The organism is Microbacterium shaanxiense (assembly GCF_054779995.1).
Window position 1 is genome coordinate 872,715 of the sequence record NZ_BAAGXE010000001.1, and the last position, 14,897, is coordinate 887,611.

The following is a 14,897-nucleotide window of genomic DNA, read 5'->3' on the forward strand; positions in this document are numbered from 1 at the left end:
GCGGCGCGAGGGCGCGGTCGAGTCCTGCGGGGCGTCCCGACGCTTCAGGAGGTCACGGCGGCGTGCGCCATCGCGGAGAGGATCTTCGCCGTCGACTTGTTCGAGCGGGTCGCGCTGCGCGTGCTGTGCGGGGTGGAGTTGATGAGTCCGAAGCACGCCTGCACGCGCAGCCGCAGTTCATCGGCCGGCGCCTCGTGCAGCGGGACGAGAGCGGAGATCCACAGGTCGATGTAGATCCGTTGCAGTCGGCGCACCTCGGCACGGTCCTCGTCGCTCAGATGGGCGAGGTCCCGATCCTGCACGCGGATGACATCGGCGTGCGTGAGCGCGAAGTCGACGTGGAAGCCGATGAGGGCGAGCATCCTGCCCTCGTCATCCGACGCTGCCGCGGCGACGCTGCTCCCACCGGAGACGAGATCTTCACTGACCTTGATGAGCACGGCGCCCAGCAGCGCCTGCTTGCCCGCGAAGTGACGGTACACGGCAGGGCCGGACACTCCCACAGCCGCGCCGATGTCCTCGAGGCTCACACCCGAATAGCCGCGCTCGGCGAAAAGACGTGCGGCCTCGTGAAGCAGGGAGTCCGCGCGTTCGGCCTTGGCGCGATCACGCGCGGTCGGAGGGGTTGCCATCTCAGTTAATGCTCGCTAACCTAAATTGACTGGTTAGTGAACAGTAACCGAAAAGTGTTGTTCGATGCCACCGCGAGTCGAGGAGGATGCCGCGATGCCCGCCACCCAGGAGATGCTGGCCACTGAGCTGCGCGAGCGTCTCGCGACCGCCGCAAGGGGCGGATCCGAGGCGTCCCGCAGCCGTCACGTCGCCCGTGGCAAGCTGCTGCCCAGGGAGAGGATCACGAGGCTGCTGGATGAGGGCAGCCCGTTCCTCGAGGTGTCGCCGCTCGCAGCAGACGGCATGTACGGGGGAGAGGCGCCGGGCGCTGGCGTGATCGCGGGCATCGGTCTCGTGCACGGCCGGCATGTCATGGTCGTCTGCAACGACGCCACGGTCAAGGGCGGAAGCTATCTGCCGCTGACCGTGAAGAAGCACCTTCGCGCGCAGGAGATCGCGCTCGAGAACCGGCTTCCCTGCATCTACCTCGTCGACTCGGGTGGAGCGTTCCTGCCGAAGCAGGATGAGGTCTTCCCCGACCGCGAGCATTTCGGGCGGATCTTCTTCAATCAGGCCCGGATGAGCGCGGAGCGCATCCCGCAGCTCGCTGCGGTGCTCGGATCCTGCACGGCGGGTGGCGCCTACGTGCCCGCGATGAGCGACGAGACCGTGATCGTCCGTGGCCAAGGGACGATCTTTCTCGGCGGACCGCCCCTGGTGAAGGCCGCCATCGGCGAGATCGTCACGGCCGAGGACCTCGGTGGAGGCGAATTGCACGCCAGGCGCTCGGGCGTCGTGGATCATCTGGCCGAGAACGACGAGCACGCTCTTGAGATCCTGCGTGACATCGTCGCGACGCTGCCGTCCCCGCACGCGCCCGAGTGGGAGGTGGCAGCATCGCGCCCGCCCGCAGAGCAGTCCAGCCTCTACGACGTGGTCCCCGTCGATGTGAACGCCGCGTACGACGTGCACGAGGTGATCGACCGGCTGATCGACGCCGACTCCTTCCGCGAGTTCAAATCCGAGTACGGCACGACGCTGGTGACCGGATTCGCAAGGCTGCACGGCCACCCGGTCGGCATCGTCGCGAACAACGGCGTCCTCTTCAGCGAGTCCGCGCTCAAGGGCGCGCATTTCATCGAACTGTGCGATCAGCGCGGCATCCCGTTGCTCTTCCTGCAGAACATCACCGGATTCATGGTCGGATCCGACGCCGAGGCCGGTGGCATCGCGAAGGACGGCGCCAAGATGGTCACCGCGGTCGCCACCACGCGGGTGCCCAAGCTCACGGTCATCATCGGCGGCTCATTCGGCGCGGGCAACTACTCGATGTGCGGACGGGCGTACTCGCCGCGATTCCTGTGGACCTGGCCCGCCAGCCGCATCTCGGTGATGGGCGGCAACCAGGCGGCCTCGGTGCTCGCCACGGTCAAGGAGGACCAGTTGACGGCTCGCGGTGAGAACTGGAGCACCGATGAGCGCAGCGCGTTCGAGGCGCCGATCCGCGCGCAGTACGAGACGCAGGGCGAGCCCTACTACGCCACGGCGCGGCTCTGGGACGACGGGATCGTGGATCCGGATGAGACGCGCGATCTGCTCGGCCTCGCCCTCGATGTCGTCGCCCGCAGCCCGCTGCCAGAGCCGCGCTTCGGCGTATTCAGGATGTGATGAGGATGAACGACGCCCTTTCGATCAGCACCGTGCTCGTCGCCAATCGTGGCGAGATCGCGCGCCGCATCATCCGCACCCTGCGGGAGCGGGGCCTGCGCAGCGTCGCCGTCTACAGCGAGGCTGATGCGGACGCCCCCCATGTCCGCGAGGCGGATGAGGCCGTCCTGATCGGCCCTGCGCCGGCGGCGGAGTCGTATCTCGACGTGGACGCCGTGATCGATGCGGCGAGACGCGCCGGTGCGGATGCGATCCACCCCGGCTACGGTTTCCTCTCCGAGAGCGTCGCTCTTGCACAGGCATGCGGGCGCGCGGGCATCGTCTTCGTAGGTCCGTCCACCGACGCGCTCGAGATCATGGGCGACAAGGCGAAGGCGCGCGAGCACGTCGCCGCGCGGGGCGTCCCGGTCGTGCCGGGTTTCACCGCGGCGGGATTGACCGATGCGGACATCGCAGTGCGTGCGGACGAGATCGGGTATCCGCTGCTGGTCAAGCCGAGCGCCGGCGGCGGCGGCAAGGGCATGGAATCGGTGTCCGATCCCGACAGCCTCGCGTCGGCGCTGGCATCCGCGCGCCGCATCGCCAGGGCCGCGTTCGGAGACGATGCGCTCGTACTGGAGCGGCTGATCCGCCGCCCTAGACACATCGAGGTGCAGGTGTTCGGGGACACCCACGGCAACGTGATCGCGCTCGGCGAGCGCGAATGCACGCTGCAGCGACGCCATCAGAAGGTCATCGAGGAGGCGCCGTCCGCGGGTCTTCCCGATGGACTCACCGCGCGTCTGTTCGACGCCGCCGTGCGCGCTGCGCAGAGCGTGTCGTACGTGGGAGCGGGGACAGTGGAGTTCCTCGTCGACGCGGACTCGCCGGAGGACTTCTTCTTCATCGAGATGAACACGCGTCTGCAGGTGGAGCATCCGGTCACGGAAGCCGTCACCGGGCTCGACCTCGTCGCCCAGCAGCTCGTCGTCGCCGCCGGTGGCGAAGTGCCGGAGCCGCCGAGGCCGCGCGGGCACGCTATCGAGGCCCGCATCTACGCGGAGGCACCCGAGCGGGACTTCCTTCCGTCCACGGGGCGCGTCCTGCGCTTCCGCGCTCCTCGGGGCGTGCGGGTGGATGCAGCGATCGAGACGGGCAGCGAGGTCACGGGCTTCTACGATCCGATGATCGCGAAGGTGATCGCCTACGCACCTGATCGCGAAGCAGCCATCGCCCGTCTCGACAGGGCGCTCGCGGAGACGGTGGTGCTCGGCGTCGACACGAACATCGCCTTCCTGCGGCAGCTGCTCGCGAACGAGCGCGTAGTCGGCGGCGACCTCGAAACCGGCCTGATCGAGACGCTGCTGCCCGTTGTGCCGGCCGAGGTGTCCGACGCGATGATCGCCGCCGCGAAACAGGAAGTGCGCCATGAGGCCGAGCGTGCTGAAGCACGTCTCACGCTGGAGAATCCGTCTCGCCGTTCGGGCGGTGTGTGGGCGGCACTCACCGATTCCGATGCGCAGGCCATCGCATTCCTCACGGATGCGGACGAGATCGTCGACGGCGCAGGAGCAGGCGCGGCCGCGGCAGACGCAACCGCCGCGATGGATGCCGAAGGCTCGGTCTGGGTGAGTGAGAGCGGCCGTACCGCACGTCTTCGCCCGCTGGACCGTCGGGAGAGGATGCTGCGCCGTCTCGCCGCGCAGCATCCGGTCGATGCGGAGACCCACCCTGAGGCTCGGGCACCGATGCCGGGGAGCATCGTCGCCGTGCACGTCGAGGACGGCATGAACGTGACTGCAGGGCAGCCTCTCGTCTCGATCGAGGCGATGAAGATGGAGCATCCGGTGCCGGCACCGCACGACGGCGTCGTGCGTCTGCTGGTCGCGGCCGGCGACCAGGCGAAACGTGGTCAGGCAGTCGCAGTGGTGACACCCACCGCCGCGAGCCCGACGAAGGACATCCCAGAAGGAGCAATCGCATGACCGAAGATCTCACCGCTGAAGAGGTCGAACTCGCGGCGATGGTGCGCGAGTTCGCCGACACAGTCGTCGCACCGCAGTCGTACGAGGCCGATCGCACGCACACCCTGTCGATGGACGTCGTCCGGCAGATGGGGGATCTGGGCCTGTTCGGCCTGCCGTTCCCCGAGGAGGTGGGCGGTCAGGGCGGCGACTACATGGCGCTCGGTCTCGCGATCGAGGCGCTGGCCAGGGTCGACCAGTCGATCGCCATCACCCTGGAGGCCGGCGTCAGCCTCGGCGCGATGCCGATCTTCCGCTTCGGCGACGATGCGCAGAAGTCCGAATATCTTCCCGACCTCCTCGCAGGGCGGGCGCTGGCGGGCTTCGGGCTCACAGAACCGGAAGCCGGCAGCGATGCGGGCGCGACGCGCACGATCGCGCGTCGCGAAGGCGATGAGTGGGTCATTGACGGGACCAAGCAGTTCATCACGAACTCGGGAACCCCGATCACCCGTTTCGTGACGGTCACGGCTGTCACCGGCGTCCGCGACGGTCGCAAGGACATCTCGACCATCATCGTGCCCAACGGCACGCCGGGCTTCACCGTGGAAGCCCCGTACGACAAGGTCGGCTGGCGCGCATCCGACACGCACCCGCTCACGTTCGACGGGGTCAGGGTTCCAGCGGAGAACCTGCTCGGTGAGGAGGGTCGCGGGTTCGGCAACTTCCTCAGCATCCTCGACGAAGGACGCATCGCGATCGCCGCACTCTCGACCGGCGCGGCAGAGGGCTGCCTCGAGGACGCGGTCGAGTACGCGAAGAGCCGCACCGTGTTCGGCAGCGCGCTGAGCACCCGCCAGAACGCCCAGTTCACGCTGGCACGGATGCGTGCGCGCGTGCACACGGCGCGTCTGGCGTGGCATCATGCCGCACGGCTCCGTGATGCGGGCAAGCCGTTCGCCGAGGCATCCGCGATCGCGAAGCTCGTGGCGGGAGACGCGGCGATGGACAACGCCAGGGACGCGACGCAGATCTTCGGCGGCAACGGGTTCATGAATGAGTTCTCGGTCGCGCGGCACTACCGCGACTCTAAGATCCTCGAGATCGGCGAGGGGACGACCGAGGTGCAGCTGCTCGTGATCGCGCGGGCGCTGGGGCTCACCCGATAGCGTGGCAGCATGACCGATATCCTCCAGCGCGGGCTCTACTTCGAGGAGTTCGAGGTCGGCGCTCGCTACCTGCATCGCCCAGGTCGCACGGCGACCGAGGCCGACAACGTGCTGTTCACCACGCTGACGATGAACACGCAGGCGCTGCATCTGGACGCCGCATTCGCCGGCGAGCAGGAGTTCGGGCAGCGGCTGATGAATTCCATGTGGACGCTGTCGACGATGGTGGGCGCCTCGGTCGCCCAGCTGACGCAGGGCACGCTCGTCGCGCAGCTCGGGTTGGGGGAGATCGCATTCCCGCATCCGCTGTTCGCCGGCGACACGCTGTACACCGAGAGCATCGTGACCGAGAAGCGGCTGTCATCGTCGCGACCGGGGCAGGGCATCTGCACGATCGCCCACACCGGGCGCAATCAGGACGGTGTGGTGGTCGCTGAAGCTCGACGGACGGTGCTCGTGCACTGCCTGCCGGACGGAGGCCACGATGACGTTTGAGCTCGGACCCGCGCTGCTGTTCTGCCCGGCGGATCGACCGGAACGCTTCGAGAAGGCGCTCGCCCGCGCCGATGCGGTGATCCTCGACCTCGAGGATGCCGTGGCCCCCGTGGACAAGGAGGCCGCGCGCCACAACCTGCGCAGCGCAGCGGTCGACCCGCAGCGCGTGATCGTCCGGGTCAACGCGCCGGGGACGAGCGACTTCGCGAGCGACCTCGCAGTGCTGGCGGAGACCGGGTTCCGCACGGTGATGGTGGCGAAGGCGGAGGATCCCTCTGCGCTGGATGCCTTCGACAACCGGTTCTCATTGGTCGCGCTCTGCGAGACCGCCCGAGGAATCGCAGCGGCCGACCGGCTCGCCGAGCACCCCGGGGTGGTCGCGCTCATGTGGGGTGCTGAAGACCTGGTGGCGTCGCTCGGCGGGACCTCGAGCAGGGATGCGAGTGGCCGATACCGGGACGTGGCCCGGTACGCGCGGTCACGGGTTCTCGTGGAAGCCGGTGCCAGGGGCAAGACGGCGATCGACGCCGTGCACATCGACATCGACGACGCGGAAGGTCTGAGACGGGAAGCCGCGGATGCTGTGGCATCCGGGTTCGGTGCGACGGCGTGCATCCACCCCGGTCAGGTGCAGATCATCAGGGACGCGTATCTTCCCGATGAGGAGACCGCATCGTGGGCGCACGCCGTGCTCGCAGCGGCCGAGGGGGAGCGCGGCGTCTTCAGGTTCGGCGGGCAGATGGTCGACGAACCGGTGCTGCGGCACGCACGAGCGGTGATCCTGCGCGCCGGGCGCTGATCCGCCTGCTCACGCCGGAGTGGTCTCCAGCAGCCGCAGGACGCCGGGAGCCGCCTCGAAGCGATGCACCGAGCCGTTCGGGAGCGGCACTCCCACGGCCGGCATCGTCCCTCCGGACGCGTGATCGAGCAGGGCGCGGATGACGCCGCCGTGCGCGACGACGATCACCGATTCGGCGATCGGCGCCGACCGCCGACGAGACGCGCGGGCGATGAGGTCGAGCGCACCTATCGCCCGCTGTGCCACCTGATCGAAGCTCTCAGCCCTGGGGACATCGGCGTGCCAGTCCCCGTAGCGGTCGATGTAGTCGGCGACCAGCATTCCCTCCGCCTCGCCGAACTCGCGCTCACGAAGATCGGGGACGAGCTCCGGTTCCGCCAAGCCGATCGTCTGGGCGATGATCCGCGCAGTCTCGTGCGCACGCACGAGCGGGCTCGCGTAGATCGCATGGTGGGCGGTGCCTGTGAGGAGCGCGGCGGCATCCCGGGCGTGGCCGCGGCCCGTCTCATTGAGCGGGATGTCCGTCGAACCCTGGATCCGGCGGTCCAGGTTCCAGTCGGTCTGACCGTGGCGGACGAGCGTGATGAAGGTCACGTGAGGAGCTCCTGAAGTGCGGGGAGGACGTCGCTCGTGCCGCCCGCGAGGGTCACGTGCGCCCAGGCATCGGCCCTGGTCGGTTCTCGATTGACGATGATGAGCGGGATGCTGCGGCGACGAGCGCGTTCGATCAACCGCACGCCCGAGTTCACGACGAGCGACGAGCCGGCGACGATGAGGGCATCGCTGGCGCGCAGCAGCGACTCGGCAGCGCGGAAGCGGTCAGCGGGCACGTACTCGCCGAAGAACACCACATCCGGCTTCAGCATCCCGCCGCACACCGTGCACGTCGGAACCACGAAATCCTCAGTGCTCTCGGGAGCGACGTCGCCATCCGGATTCAGGACGATGTTCTCCGGCACGGTGATCCAGGGGTTGAGCTGTTCGATCTGCGTCGCGATGTCGCGTCGATCGAAGACCTGTCCGCACTGCAGGCAGACGACCCGGCGCATGGTGCCGTGCACCTCGATGACGCGGCTGCTGCCCGCGCGCAGATGCAGGCCGTCGACGTTCTGCGTGATCACGCCTGAGGCGATGCCGTCACGCTCCATCTCGGCCAGTGCGATGTGTCCGGCGTTGGGCTCGGCCCGGGCGAACGCGCGCCAGCCGAGGTGGCCGCCGACCCAGTACCGTCGGCGCGCTGCCTCGTCTGCGAGGTAGCGCTGCCCGGTCATCGGGTCGGCGCGAGTCCGAGCGCCCTCGCCGCGATAGGCGGGGATGCCGGAGTCGGTCGATATCCCCGCGCCGGTGAGAAAGGCGATCCTGCGACCGTCCAGAAGGTCGGCTGACTTCTCGATGCCTTCTGACAGCTCAGCACTGATCGTCGCGCTCACGAAACCTCCCTCAGCGAGTCTACGGCGCGCCGCCGACCTCGGGCGCCGCGGTGCATCGACGTGGGGGCGCGGTGGCAGAGTTGTCTGCATGCACATCGAACGCGTCGAGGATCCGTCCGACCCGAGACTCGACGACTACCGCAACCTCACCGACACGACGCTCCGCCTGGTGCAGGAGCCCCTGGGCGGGCTCTACATCGCCGAATCGATCACGGTCATCGAACGCGCACTGGCGGCCGGTCACGCACCACGCTCGCTGCTCACGCAGGAGCGCCGGTTGGCCCGGATCACGGAGATCCTCGGCGATCGGGACGTGCGGGTATACGTCGTACCCGACCGCGTCGCGGAGGAAGTCACGGGATACGCGGTGCATCGTGGTGCGCTCGCGTCGATGCACCGGCCGATGGCCCCGAGCGTCGCCTCGCTGCTTCGCAGTGCGGGTTCGCGGGGCGGCCGAGCGCGCATCGCGATATTGGAGGACCTGTTCGACCATGCCAACGTCGGTTCGGCGTTCAGATCCGCTGCCGCCTTCGGAGTCGACGCGGTGCTCGTCAGCCCGAACTGCGCAGACCCGCTGTACCGTCGGTCCATCCGCGTCTCGATGGGCACGGTTTTCCAGATCCCGTGGACCCGTATCGAATCCTGGCCGGCGACGATCCGTACCCTGCAGGACGACGGCTACGTCGTCGCAGGGATGACGCTTGGAGCGGGCGCCATCACTCTGGACGCTCTCGTCGATGAAGATCATGACAGGCTCGCGCTCGTGTTCGGGAATGAGGGAGCCGGCCTGATGCCCACCACGGAGTCCCTGGTCGATCGCCGGGTCACGATCCCGATGATGGGCGGTGTGGACTCGTTGAACGTCGCAGCGTCGTCGGCGGTGACCTTCCACGCCACGCGGTGACCGGCGATCAGGTGAGGTCCATCCAGGTGTCGTGAACGAGGAAATGGTCGAGATTCGCCAGGATGGTCGCGATGCCTGCGTCTGGCGACTGCTCACGGGTGTTGACGATGGTGTCGGTGATGTAGCCCGCGTACGGACAGAACGTCACGAGACGCTCCGCGACGACGAGTGCCGGGAGCACCTCCTCCAGATCGTCCGTCACCAGGATGAGATCGTCCAGGACGCATAGCGGGTCGCTGGTCGCTCGTGCATCGGGATCGACGGCGTACACCGCGTAGTCCTCCGCATCCACGTCGCCGCGGTCGATCGCCATGACGATTCGACTCAGTGGTACCGCAACGCGCACGATGCTGCTGTCCGCGGGCTCGGGATCGTGTTCAGACATTATTGCGCCCTTCGTCCGTTGAGACATTGGCACGCGAACCGTCCCTCCCGATCACGCGAACTCACCGAATCGACTACTCGGCGTCAGGGAAGACGATCGGACCGGGCTCCGGCCGCTTCGCGGTGATGAGATCGCCGGAGGACTGGTGCCGAAGCCGCCTCAGCACCCACGGCACCAGATGTTCGCGGGCCCAGCCGAGATCCTCCGCACGGGCCTCGCGCCAGGTGCGGGGCGGACGCGGTTCGGGTCGCATGGGCTGCAGGTCGTTGGGGACGTTGAGCGCGCGCAGCACCATGCGGGCAACCTCGTGGTGGCCGAGCGCGTTGAAGTGCAACCTGTCGTCATCGAAGAACCGGGTGTCCTGCACGGACTTCAGCGCCCATTGATCGGCCACGATGCAGTCGTGCCGTTCGGCGACCGCGCGGATGTTCTCGTTGTAGATCGCCACCTTGCCGCGGAACCGTCGGAAGACCGGGGTGAAGCCCGTGTCGATGCCGGTGAAGAGGAGGATCGCCGCGCCGGTCGATGCCAATCGGGCCACCGCATCCTCGAGCTGCTCGGCGATCATGTCCGGGTCGGTCCCCGGCCGGATGACGTCGTTGCCGCCGGCGCAGATCGAGATGAGATCGGGTCGCAGCGCGACGGCGGGCTCCACCTGGTCGGCGACGATCTGCGCGATGAGCTTGCCGCGCACCGCGAGGTTCGCGTAGGCGAAGCCGTCGACCTGCCGCGCGAGCACTTCGGCGACGCGATCCGCCCAGCCACGGTGCCCGTCCGGCACCGCCGGGTCGGGGTCTCCTATGCCTTCGGTGAATGAATCGCCGATGGCCACGAACCTCCGCCAAGGGTGGGGGTTCTCGTTCGCGACATAAGGCGTTCGGGACGATTCCTCGTCGACCATGGATACTCCTTCACTGCCTCGCGGAGGGAACTGGGACCGCGCAGTGATCGAGCCTACTTCGTCGTGGGGCGGTTACGGGGGAGAAGTGTCTGCGGCACCGATTATCCTGGAGGCGATGCTCTCTCCGTCCTTTCCCCAGCGCGCCCCGTGGGGAACGGCGGACAAGCTGCGTGCGTGGCAGCGTGAGGCCCTGGACATCTACTTCCAGCGGGATCAGCGCGATTTCCTCGTCGCCGCGACGCCGGGTGCAGGCAAGACGACCTTCGCGCTGACGCTGGCAGTCGAACTGCTGCGCATGGGCGAGGTGAACCGGATCATCGTGGTCGCGCCGACCGAGCATCTGAAGACGCAGTGGGCCGATGCCGCAGCACGTGTGCACATCCGTCTCGATCCCCGTTTCCGCAACAGTCATTGGGCGCCGTCTCGCCAGTACCACGGTGTCGTCGTCACCTATGCCCAGGTCGCCGCGAAGTCGTCGGTGCATCGTCATCTGACCGAGGACGCGAAGACCCTCGTCATCCTGGACGAGGTGCATCACGGCGGTGATGCGCTCAGTTGGGGTGACGCGATCCGCGACGCCTACGGCCCCGCGAAGCGGCGCCTCTCCCTCTCCGGCACGCCGTTCCGCAGCGACACCGCGCCGATCCCGTTCGTCACGTACGCGCCCGACGAGAGCGGCGGGCGGGTCTCGTCGACCGACTACGCGTACGGCTACGGCCGCGCCCTCGCCGACGGTGTCGTGCGACCGGTGCTGTTCCACATGTATTCGGGGAAGATGCGGTGGCGCACGAGCGCCGGCGACGAGCTCGAGGCCCATCTCGGGCAGGACAACACCAAGGACGTCAACTCGCAGGCGTGGCGGACCGCGCTCGATCCCGAGGGCGAGTGGATGCCGGCGGTGCTGTCCGCTGCCGACCGACGCCTCACCGAGATCCGCCATCACGTCCCGGATGCCGGCGGACTCGTGATCGCGACGGATCAGACCGTCGCACGCGCCTACGCGAAGATCCTGCACAGCCTCACGGGTCAGCGTCCGACCGTCGTGCTCTCCGATGAAGCCGCGGCCTCCGAGCGCATCGAGAAGTTCAGCGCCGACACCAGCCGGTGGATGGTGGCGGTGCGCATGGTGTCGGAGGGCGTCGACGTGCCCCGCCTCGCCGTGGGGGTCTATGCGACGTCGTCGTCGACACCGCTGTTCTTCGCCCAGGCCATCGGCCGCTTCGTCCGCGCCAGACGGCGCGGCGAGGCGGCGAGCGTGTTCCTGCCGAACGTGCCGGTGCTCATGGGACTCGCGAACGAACTGGAGAAGCAGCGCGATCACGCCCTGGATCGTCAGAGCAAGGACGATGACGGCCTCGACGACTCCCTCCTGGAGAGCGCGAATCGCGAGGAAGAGGCCTCCGACGCTCTCACGCAGGAGTTCAGCTACCAGGCGATCTCGTCGCTCGCGCACTTCGATCGCGTCGTGTTCGAAGGGCAGGAGTTCGGTCAGCTGGCCGAACCGGGCACGCCGGAGGAGGAGGAGTTCATCGGGATTCCCGGCCTCCTCGAGCCCGAGCATGTGCACGAACTCCTCATGCAGCGTCAGACGCGTCAGTCCAAGCTGCGTGAGGCACGGGAGGCGGAAGCCGGCCCGGAGGCGGTGACCACCCTGCCCCCGCCTCTGCACCGCACGATGCGCGAGCAGCGACAGCTGCTCAACAGCCTCGTGGGGCTGTACGCGCGTCAGGCAGGCGAGCCCCACGGCGCCGTGCACGCCGAACTGCGCCGCATCTGCGGCGGCCCTGCCGTCGCGCAGGCGACCGTGACGCAACTGCAGGCGCGCATCGAGGTGCTGCGCAAGCGCGTGCGCAAGTAGTAACAGGCCGGTCGGCGCCACCGAGTCGTGCTCGAGCATCGGCGGGTTCGGAGCCCCGAAATGCTGGCAATCCCTGGTTTCCGGGAGTTCGGGCGTCATCGTCTGGATACCGTTGAAGCTGCCCGAACACGCACTGGAGGACCCATGACAGCGCCTGCTGCCGCCGAGCCGACCGCGGCCGATCGCCGCCGCTGGGCCCGATACCTCGTGGAGGAGCGCGCCGAGGGGATGGTCTATCAGAAGCTCGCGGCGCGCAAGACGGGGGAGGAGCGGGACATCCTGCAGAGCCTCGCCGATGCGGAGCGTCGCCATGAGCAGCACTGGCTGGATCTGCTCGACGGTGAGCCCAGCAGGCTTCCCAAGGCGGGTATCCGCTCCCGGCTGCTCGCCTGGATGGCAGGGCGATTCGGGTCGATCTTCGTTCTCGTGCTGGCCCAGAGCGCGGAAGCGCGCTCCCCGTACGACACCGAGCAGTACGCGACACCGGCCATGCGCGCCGATGAGAAGATCCACCACGAGGTCGTCCGCGGTCTCGCGGCGAGAGGCCGACGACGCCTCTCGGGATCGTTCCGCGCTGCCGTGTTCGGCGCGAACGACGGGCTTGTCAGCAACCTGGCGCTCGTGCTCGGCATAGGTGCGACGGGAGTCGGTTCGAGTTTCGTGCTGTTCAGCGGGATCGCCGGCCTTCTCGCCGGCGCGCTGTCGATGGGGGCAGGCGAGTTCGTCTCGGTGCGGTCGCAGCGCGAGCTGCTCGCATCCACGGAGGCCAACGACGATGCGGCGCATTCGGCGGGAGATCTCGACATCGACGTGAACGAGCTGGCCCTCGTGTACCGGGCGCGCGGTATCGATGAGGGAGAGGCCCTCGAGCGGTCGCGCCGTATCATCACCGCCGCGCAGGAGGGCGTGCGTCGTGCGGCCACGGCACCGGTGCGTACGCACGCCGGCTCCGACCACGACATCGTCGGAAGCGACTGGACAGCCGCGATCTCCAGTTTCCTGCTCTTCGCCTCAGGGGCGATCATCCCCGTACTGCCGTGGATCTTCGGGCTGGAGGGTGTGACCGCCGTCATCGTCGCCCTCATCCTGGTCGGCATCGCACTGCTGACGACCGGGGCGATGGTCGGCATCCTGTCCGGTGGGCCGCCTCTGCGCCGCGCACTGCGCCAACTCGCCATCGGATTCGGCGCCGCAGCCATCACCTACCTGCTCGGACTGGTCTTCGGCGTCGGCGCCGTCTGATCCCTCTGCTCAGCCGCCCGTACACTGGGCGCGTGAGCGATGCGGCCGGCCGACCCGAGCGCGGTGACGGCGGTCGTCCGCGCGAGGTGCTGCTGATCCGCGCCTTCGCCCTGTTCTGGAGCGCGACGACGATGCGCGCCCTCGGCGGCACCATCGCCGGCGTCGCCTTCCAGGTGCTGATCGTCAGCGCGATCGGTGCGTCCGCGTTCGAGATCGGGGTGCTGAGCTCACTGAGCGTCGTCCCGTATCTGTTCCTCGGGCTGATCGTCGGCGCACTCATGGATCGATGGCGGCGGCAGCGGACTCTGGTCGTCACGAGTGTCGGGCGCGCCGTCGTCCTCGGTACGGTCCCCGTGCTGCTGCTCCTCGATGCGCTCGGGTTCTGGTCACTCGCGGCCGTGATCCTGGTACTCGGCACCCTGACCTTGTTCGCCGACTCCGCCTCTCAGCCGTTCCTTCCCCATATCGTCCCTCGGGGTTCTCTCGTGATGGCGAACGCGAGACTCGGCCAGAGCGAGACGGTCGCCGGTACGGCCGGGCCGGCGCTGGGCGGGGTTCTGCTCAACCTTCTGGGTGCGCCGTTGCTGTTCGCCTTCGACGCCGCGATGAACGCTGTGTCGGCCGTTCTCCAGTCCCGGATCGCGGTCGACGAAGCTCCACGGTCAGCGCGTGCGCACGGACGGCACATCGGCCACGACATCCTCGAGGGGATGAGGTACACGTATCGGCATCGCACGCTGCGCCCGCTCGCGCTGTCCGTGCACGTCTGGTTCCTCGGCAACAGCATCGTGGCGACCGTGTTCGCCGTCTTCGTCCTGCGTGAACTGCGTCTCGAGCCGTGGGCGTTCGGTCTCGCCCTCGCCTGCGGCGGCGTCGGAGGGTTCGTCGGCGCACTGCTCGCCCCTGCCCTGGGGCGGCGGATGGGCGCAGGGCATGCGATCCTGCTCGGCCGGATGCTCGTCGTCGTACCGTGGGCAGCAGTGGCGCTCAGCCCCGTATCCGCCTCGACCGATCCCGTCGTGCTCCTGTTGCTGATCTCTTCGGCGCAGTTCGTCCACGGGCTCTCGATGGGTGTCGAGGACGCGAACGAGATGGGGTACCGGCAGGCGGCCGCCCCTGACGCGATGCAGGGCAGGATGAACTCGACCATCCGCACGATGAACAGGGCGATCTTCTTCTTCGGCGCGCTGCTCGCCGGTGCCCTGGCGACCTTCTGGGGATACTCGCTGACGCTCGGAGCCGCTGCAGTGATCTTCGCGGCGGCCGCGGCGGTTGTCGCGTTCTCGCCGCTGCGGCTCGCACGTCATGACGATGCGGTGAGTCTCGACACGTGATCTCGAGCCGGAACAAAGAGGCTCCGGGAGCCCCTGGCCGAACCAGGGAACTTCCGGAGCTGATCTGTGCGCGGAGGGGGACTTGAACCCCCACGCCCTTACGGGCACTACGACCTCAACGTAGCGCGTCTACCATTCCGCCACCCGCGCAGGTGAT

General features: G+C 68.2%; 14 protein-coding genes and 1 tRNA gene. 9 read left to right on the forward strand and 6 right to left on the reverse strand.

Annotated features, from left to right (window positions below; all coding sequences use genetic code 11):
- Positions 1-44: 44 nt before the first annotated feature.
- Complete coding sequence (locus tag ACYVG2_RS04110; RefSeq protein ID WP_460779802.1) at positions 45-632, reverse strand: TetR/AcrR family transcriptional regulator; 588 nt, start codon at positions 630-632, stop codon at positions 45-47.
- 94 nt (positions 633-726) lie between these two features.
- On the opposite strand from ACYVG2_RS04110, the gene ACYVG2_RS04115 reads away from it, so the two are divergent.
- Genes ACYVG2_RS04115 through ACYVG2_RS04135 form a run of 5 tightly spaced genes read left to right on the forward strand, consistent with a single transcriptional unit; the run spans position 727 to position 6,686 of the window.
- The gene (locus ACYVG2_RS04115; protein ID WP_460779803.1) at positions 727-2,280 is read left to right on the forward strand and encodes a carboxyl transferase domain-containing protein; all 1,554 of its coding nucleotides are present in this window, start codon (positions 727-729) and stop codon (positions 2,278-2,280) included.
- A 5-nt stretch (positions 2,281-2,285) separates the two neighbouring features.
- Positions 2,286-4,244, forward strand: a complete 1,959-nt coding sequence (locus tag ACYVG2_RS04120; protein WP_460779804.1) for an acetyl/propionyl/methylcrotonyl-CoA carboxylase subunit alpha — start codon at positions 2,286-2,288, stop codon at positions 4,242-4,244.
- The gene (locus tag ACYVG2_RS04125) at positions 4,241-5,392 is read left to right on the forward strand and encodes an acyl-CoA dehydrogenase family protein (protein WP_460779805.1); all 1,152 of its coding nucleotides are present in this window, start codon (positions 4,241-4,243) and stop codon (positions 5,390-5,392) included. Before ACYVG2_RS04120 ends, ACYVG2_RS04125 begins: the two co-directional genes overlap by 4 nt.
- 9 nt (positions 5,393-5,401) lie before the next feature.
- Positions 5,402-5,887: a MaoC family dehydratase gene (locus ACYVG2_RS04130; protein ID WP_460779806.1), complete on the forward strand. Its 486-nt coding sequence runs from the start codon at positions 5,402-5,404 to the stop codon at positions 5,885-5,887.
- Positions 5,877-6,686: an HpcH/HpaI aldolase/citrate lyase family protein gene (locus ACYVG2_RS04135; RefSeq protein WP_460779807.1), complete on the forward strand. Its 810-nt coding sequence runs from the start codon at positions 5,877-5,879 to the stop codon at positions 6,684-6,686. The genes ACYVG2_RS04130 and ACYVG2_RS04135 overlap by 11 nt, the downstream gene beginning before the upstream one ends.
- Before the next feature lie 9 nt (positions 6,687-6,695).
- On the opposite strand, the gene ACYVG2_RS04140 is transcribed toward ACYVG2_RS04135, so the two are convergent.
- Together ACYVG2_RS04140 and ACYVG2_RS04145 are read right to left on the reverse strand one after the other, a co-directional pair.
- Positions 6,696-7,280, reverse strand: coding sequence for a histidine phosphatase family protein (locus tag ACYVG2_RS04140; RefSeq protein WP_460779808.1), 585 nt, complete (start codon positions 7,278-7,280; stop codon positions 6,696-6,698).
- Complete coding sequence (locus ACYVG2_RS04145; protein ID WP_460779809.1) at positions 7,277-8,116, reverse strand: Sir2 family NAD-dependent protein deacetylase; 840 nt, start codon at positions 8,114-8,116, stop codon at positions 7,277-7,279. Before ACYVG2_RS04145 ends, ACYVG2_RS04140 begins: the two co-directional genes overlap by 4 nt.
- Positions 8,117-8,204: 88 nt before the next feature.
- Here ACYVG2_RS04145 and ACYVG2_RS04150 point away from each other — a divergent pair, with 88 nt between their 5' ends.
- Positions 8,205-9,020: a TrmH family RNA methyltransferase gene (locus ACYVG2_RS04150; protein WP_460779810.1), complete on the forward strand. Its 816-nt coding sequence runs from the start codon at positions 8,205-8,207 to the stop codon at positions 9,018-9,020.
- Positions 9,021-9,027: 7 nt separating this feature from the next.
- Here the strand turns inward: ACYVG2_RS04150 and ACYVG2_RS04155 are convergent, their stop codons facing one another.
- Positions 9,028-9,405, reverse strand: coding sequence for a hypothetical protein (locus tag ACYVG2_RS04155; protein WP_460779811.1), 378 nt, complete (start codon positions 9,403-9,405; stop codon positions 9,028-9,030).
- A gap of 73 nt (positions 9,406-9,478) precedes the next feature.
- A complete protein-coding gene (locus ACYVG2_RS04160; protein WP_460779812.1) occupies positions 9,479-10,306 on the reverse strand; it encodes an SGNH/GDSL hydrolase family protein in 828 nt (275 codons plus the stop codon).
- Positions 10,307-10,421: 115 nt separating this feature from the next.
- Here ACYVG2_RS04160 and ACYVG2_RS04165 point away from each other — a divergent pair, with 115 nt between their 5' ends.
- The 3 genes from ACYVG2_RS04165 to ACYVG2_RS04175 all read left to right on the forward strand — a co-directional run bounded on the left by ACYVG2_RS04165 (position 10,422) and on the right by ACYVG2_RS04175 (position 14,740).
- Positions 10,422-12,164 carry a DEAD/DEAH box helicase gene (locus tag ACYVG2_RS04165; protein ID WP_448965499.1) on the forward strand — a complete coding sequence of 581 codons (1,743 nt, stop codon included), beginning with the start codon at positions 10,422-10,424 and terminating at the stop codon, positions 12,162-12,164.
- Between the two features lie 144 nt (positions 12,165-12,308).
- Positions 12,309-13,406, forward strand: a complete 1,098-nt coding sequence (locus ACYVG2_RS04170; protein ID WP_460779813.1) for a VIT1/CCC1 transporter family protein — start codon at positions 12,309-12,311, stop codon at positions 13,404-13,406.
- Positions 13,407-13,438: 32 nt separating this feature from the next.
- Positions 13,439-14,740, forward strand: a complete 1,302-nt coding sequence (locus ACYVG2_RS04175) for an MFS transporter (RefSeq protein WP_460779814.1) — start codon at positions 13,439-13,441, stop codon at positions 14,738-14,740.
- Positions 14,741-14,807: 67 nt separating this feature from the next.
- Here ACYVG2_RS04175 and ACYVG2_RS04180 read toward each other — a convergent pair.
- Positions 14,808-14,890: transfer RNA gene (locus ACYVG2_RS04180), tRNA-Leu, on the reverse strand.
- Between the last annotated feature and the right edge of the window lie 7 nt (positions 14,891-14,897).

Bases quoted from the DNA above. Each gene is read 5' to 3' on its own strand.
- ACYVG2_RS04160 (WP_460779812.1), bottom strand. From the start codon at position 10,306: ATGGTCGACGAGGAATCGTCCCGAACGCCTTATGTCGCGAACGAGAAC.
- ACYVG2_RS04150 (WP_460779810.1), top strand. From the start codon at position 8,205: ATGCACATCGAACGCGTCGAGGATCCGTCCGACCCGAGACTCGACGAC.
- ACYVG2_RS04170 (WP_460779813.1), top strand. From the start codon at position 12,309: ATGACAGCGCCTGCTGCCGCCGAGCCGACCGCGGCCGATCGCCGCCGC.
- ACYVG2_RS04135 (WP_460779807.1), top strand. From the start codon at position 5,877: ATGACGTTTGAGCTCGGACCCGCGCTGCTGTTCTGCCCGGCGGATCGA.
- ACYVG2_RS04125 (WP_460779805.1), top strand. From the start codon at position 4,241: ATGACCGAAGATCTCACCGCTGAAGAGGTCGAACTCGCGGCGATGGTG.
- ACYVG2_RS04110 (WP_460779802.1), bottom strand. From the start codon at position 632: ATGGCAACCCCTCCGACCGCGCGTGATCGCGCCAAGGCCGAACGCGCG.
- ACYVG2_RS04130 (WP_460779806.1), top strand. From the start codon at position 5,402: ATGACCGATATCCTCCAGCGCGGGCTCTACTTCGAGGAGTTCGAGGTC.
- ACYVG2_RS04165 (WP_448965499.1), top strand. From the start codon at position 10,422: ATGCTCTCTCCGTCCTTTCCCCAGCGCGCCCCGTGGGGAACGGCGGAC.
- ACYVG2_RS04115 (WP_460779803.1), top strand. From the start codon at position 727: ATGCCCGCCACCCAGGAGATGCTGGCCACTGAGCTGCGCGAGCGTCTC.
- ACYVG2_RS04120 (WP_460779804.1), top strand. From the start codon at position 2,286: ATGAACGACGCCCTTTCGATCAGCACCGTGCTCGTCGCCAATCGTGGC.
- ACYVG2_RS04155 (WP_460779811.1), bottom strand. From the start codon at position 9,405: ATGTCTGAACACGATCCCGAGCCCGCGGACAGCAGCATCGTGCGCGTT.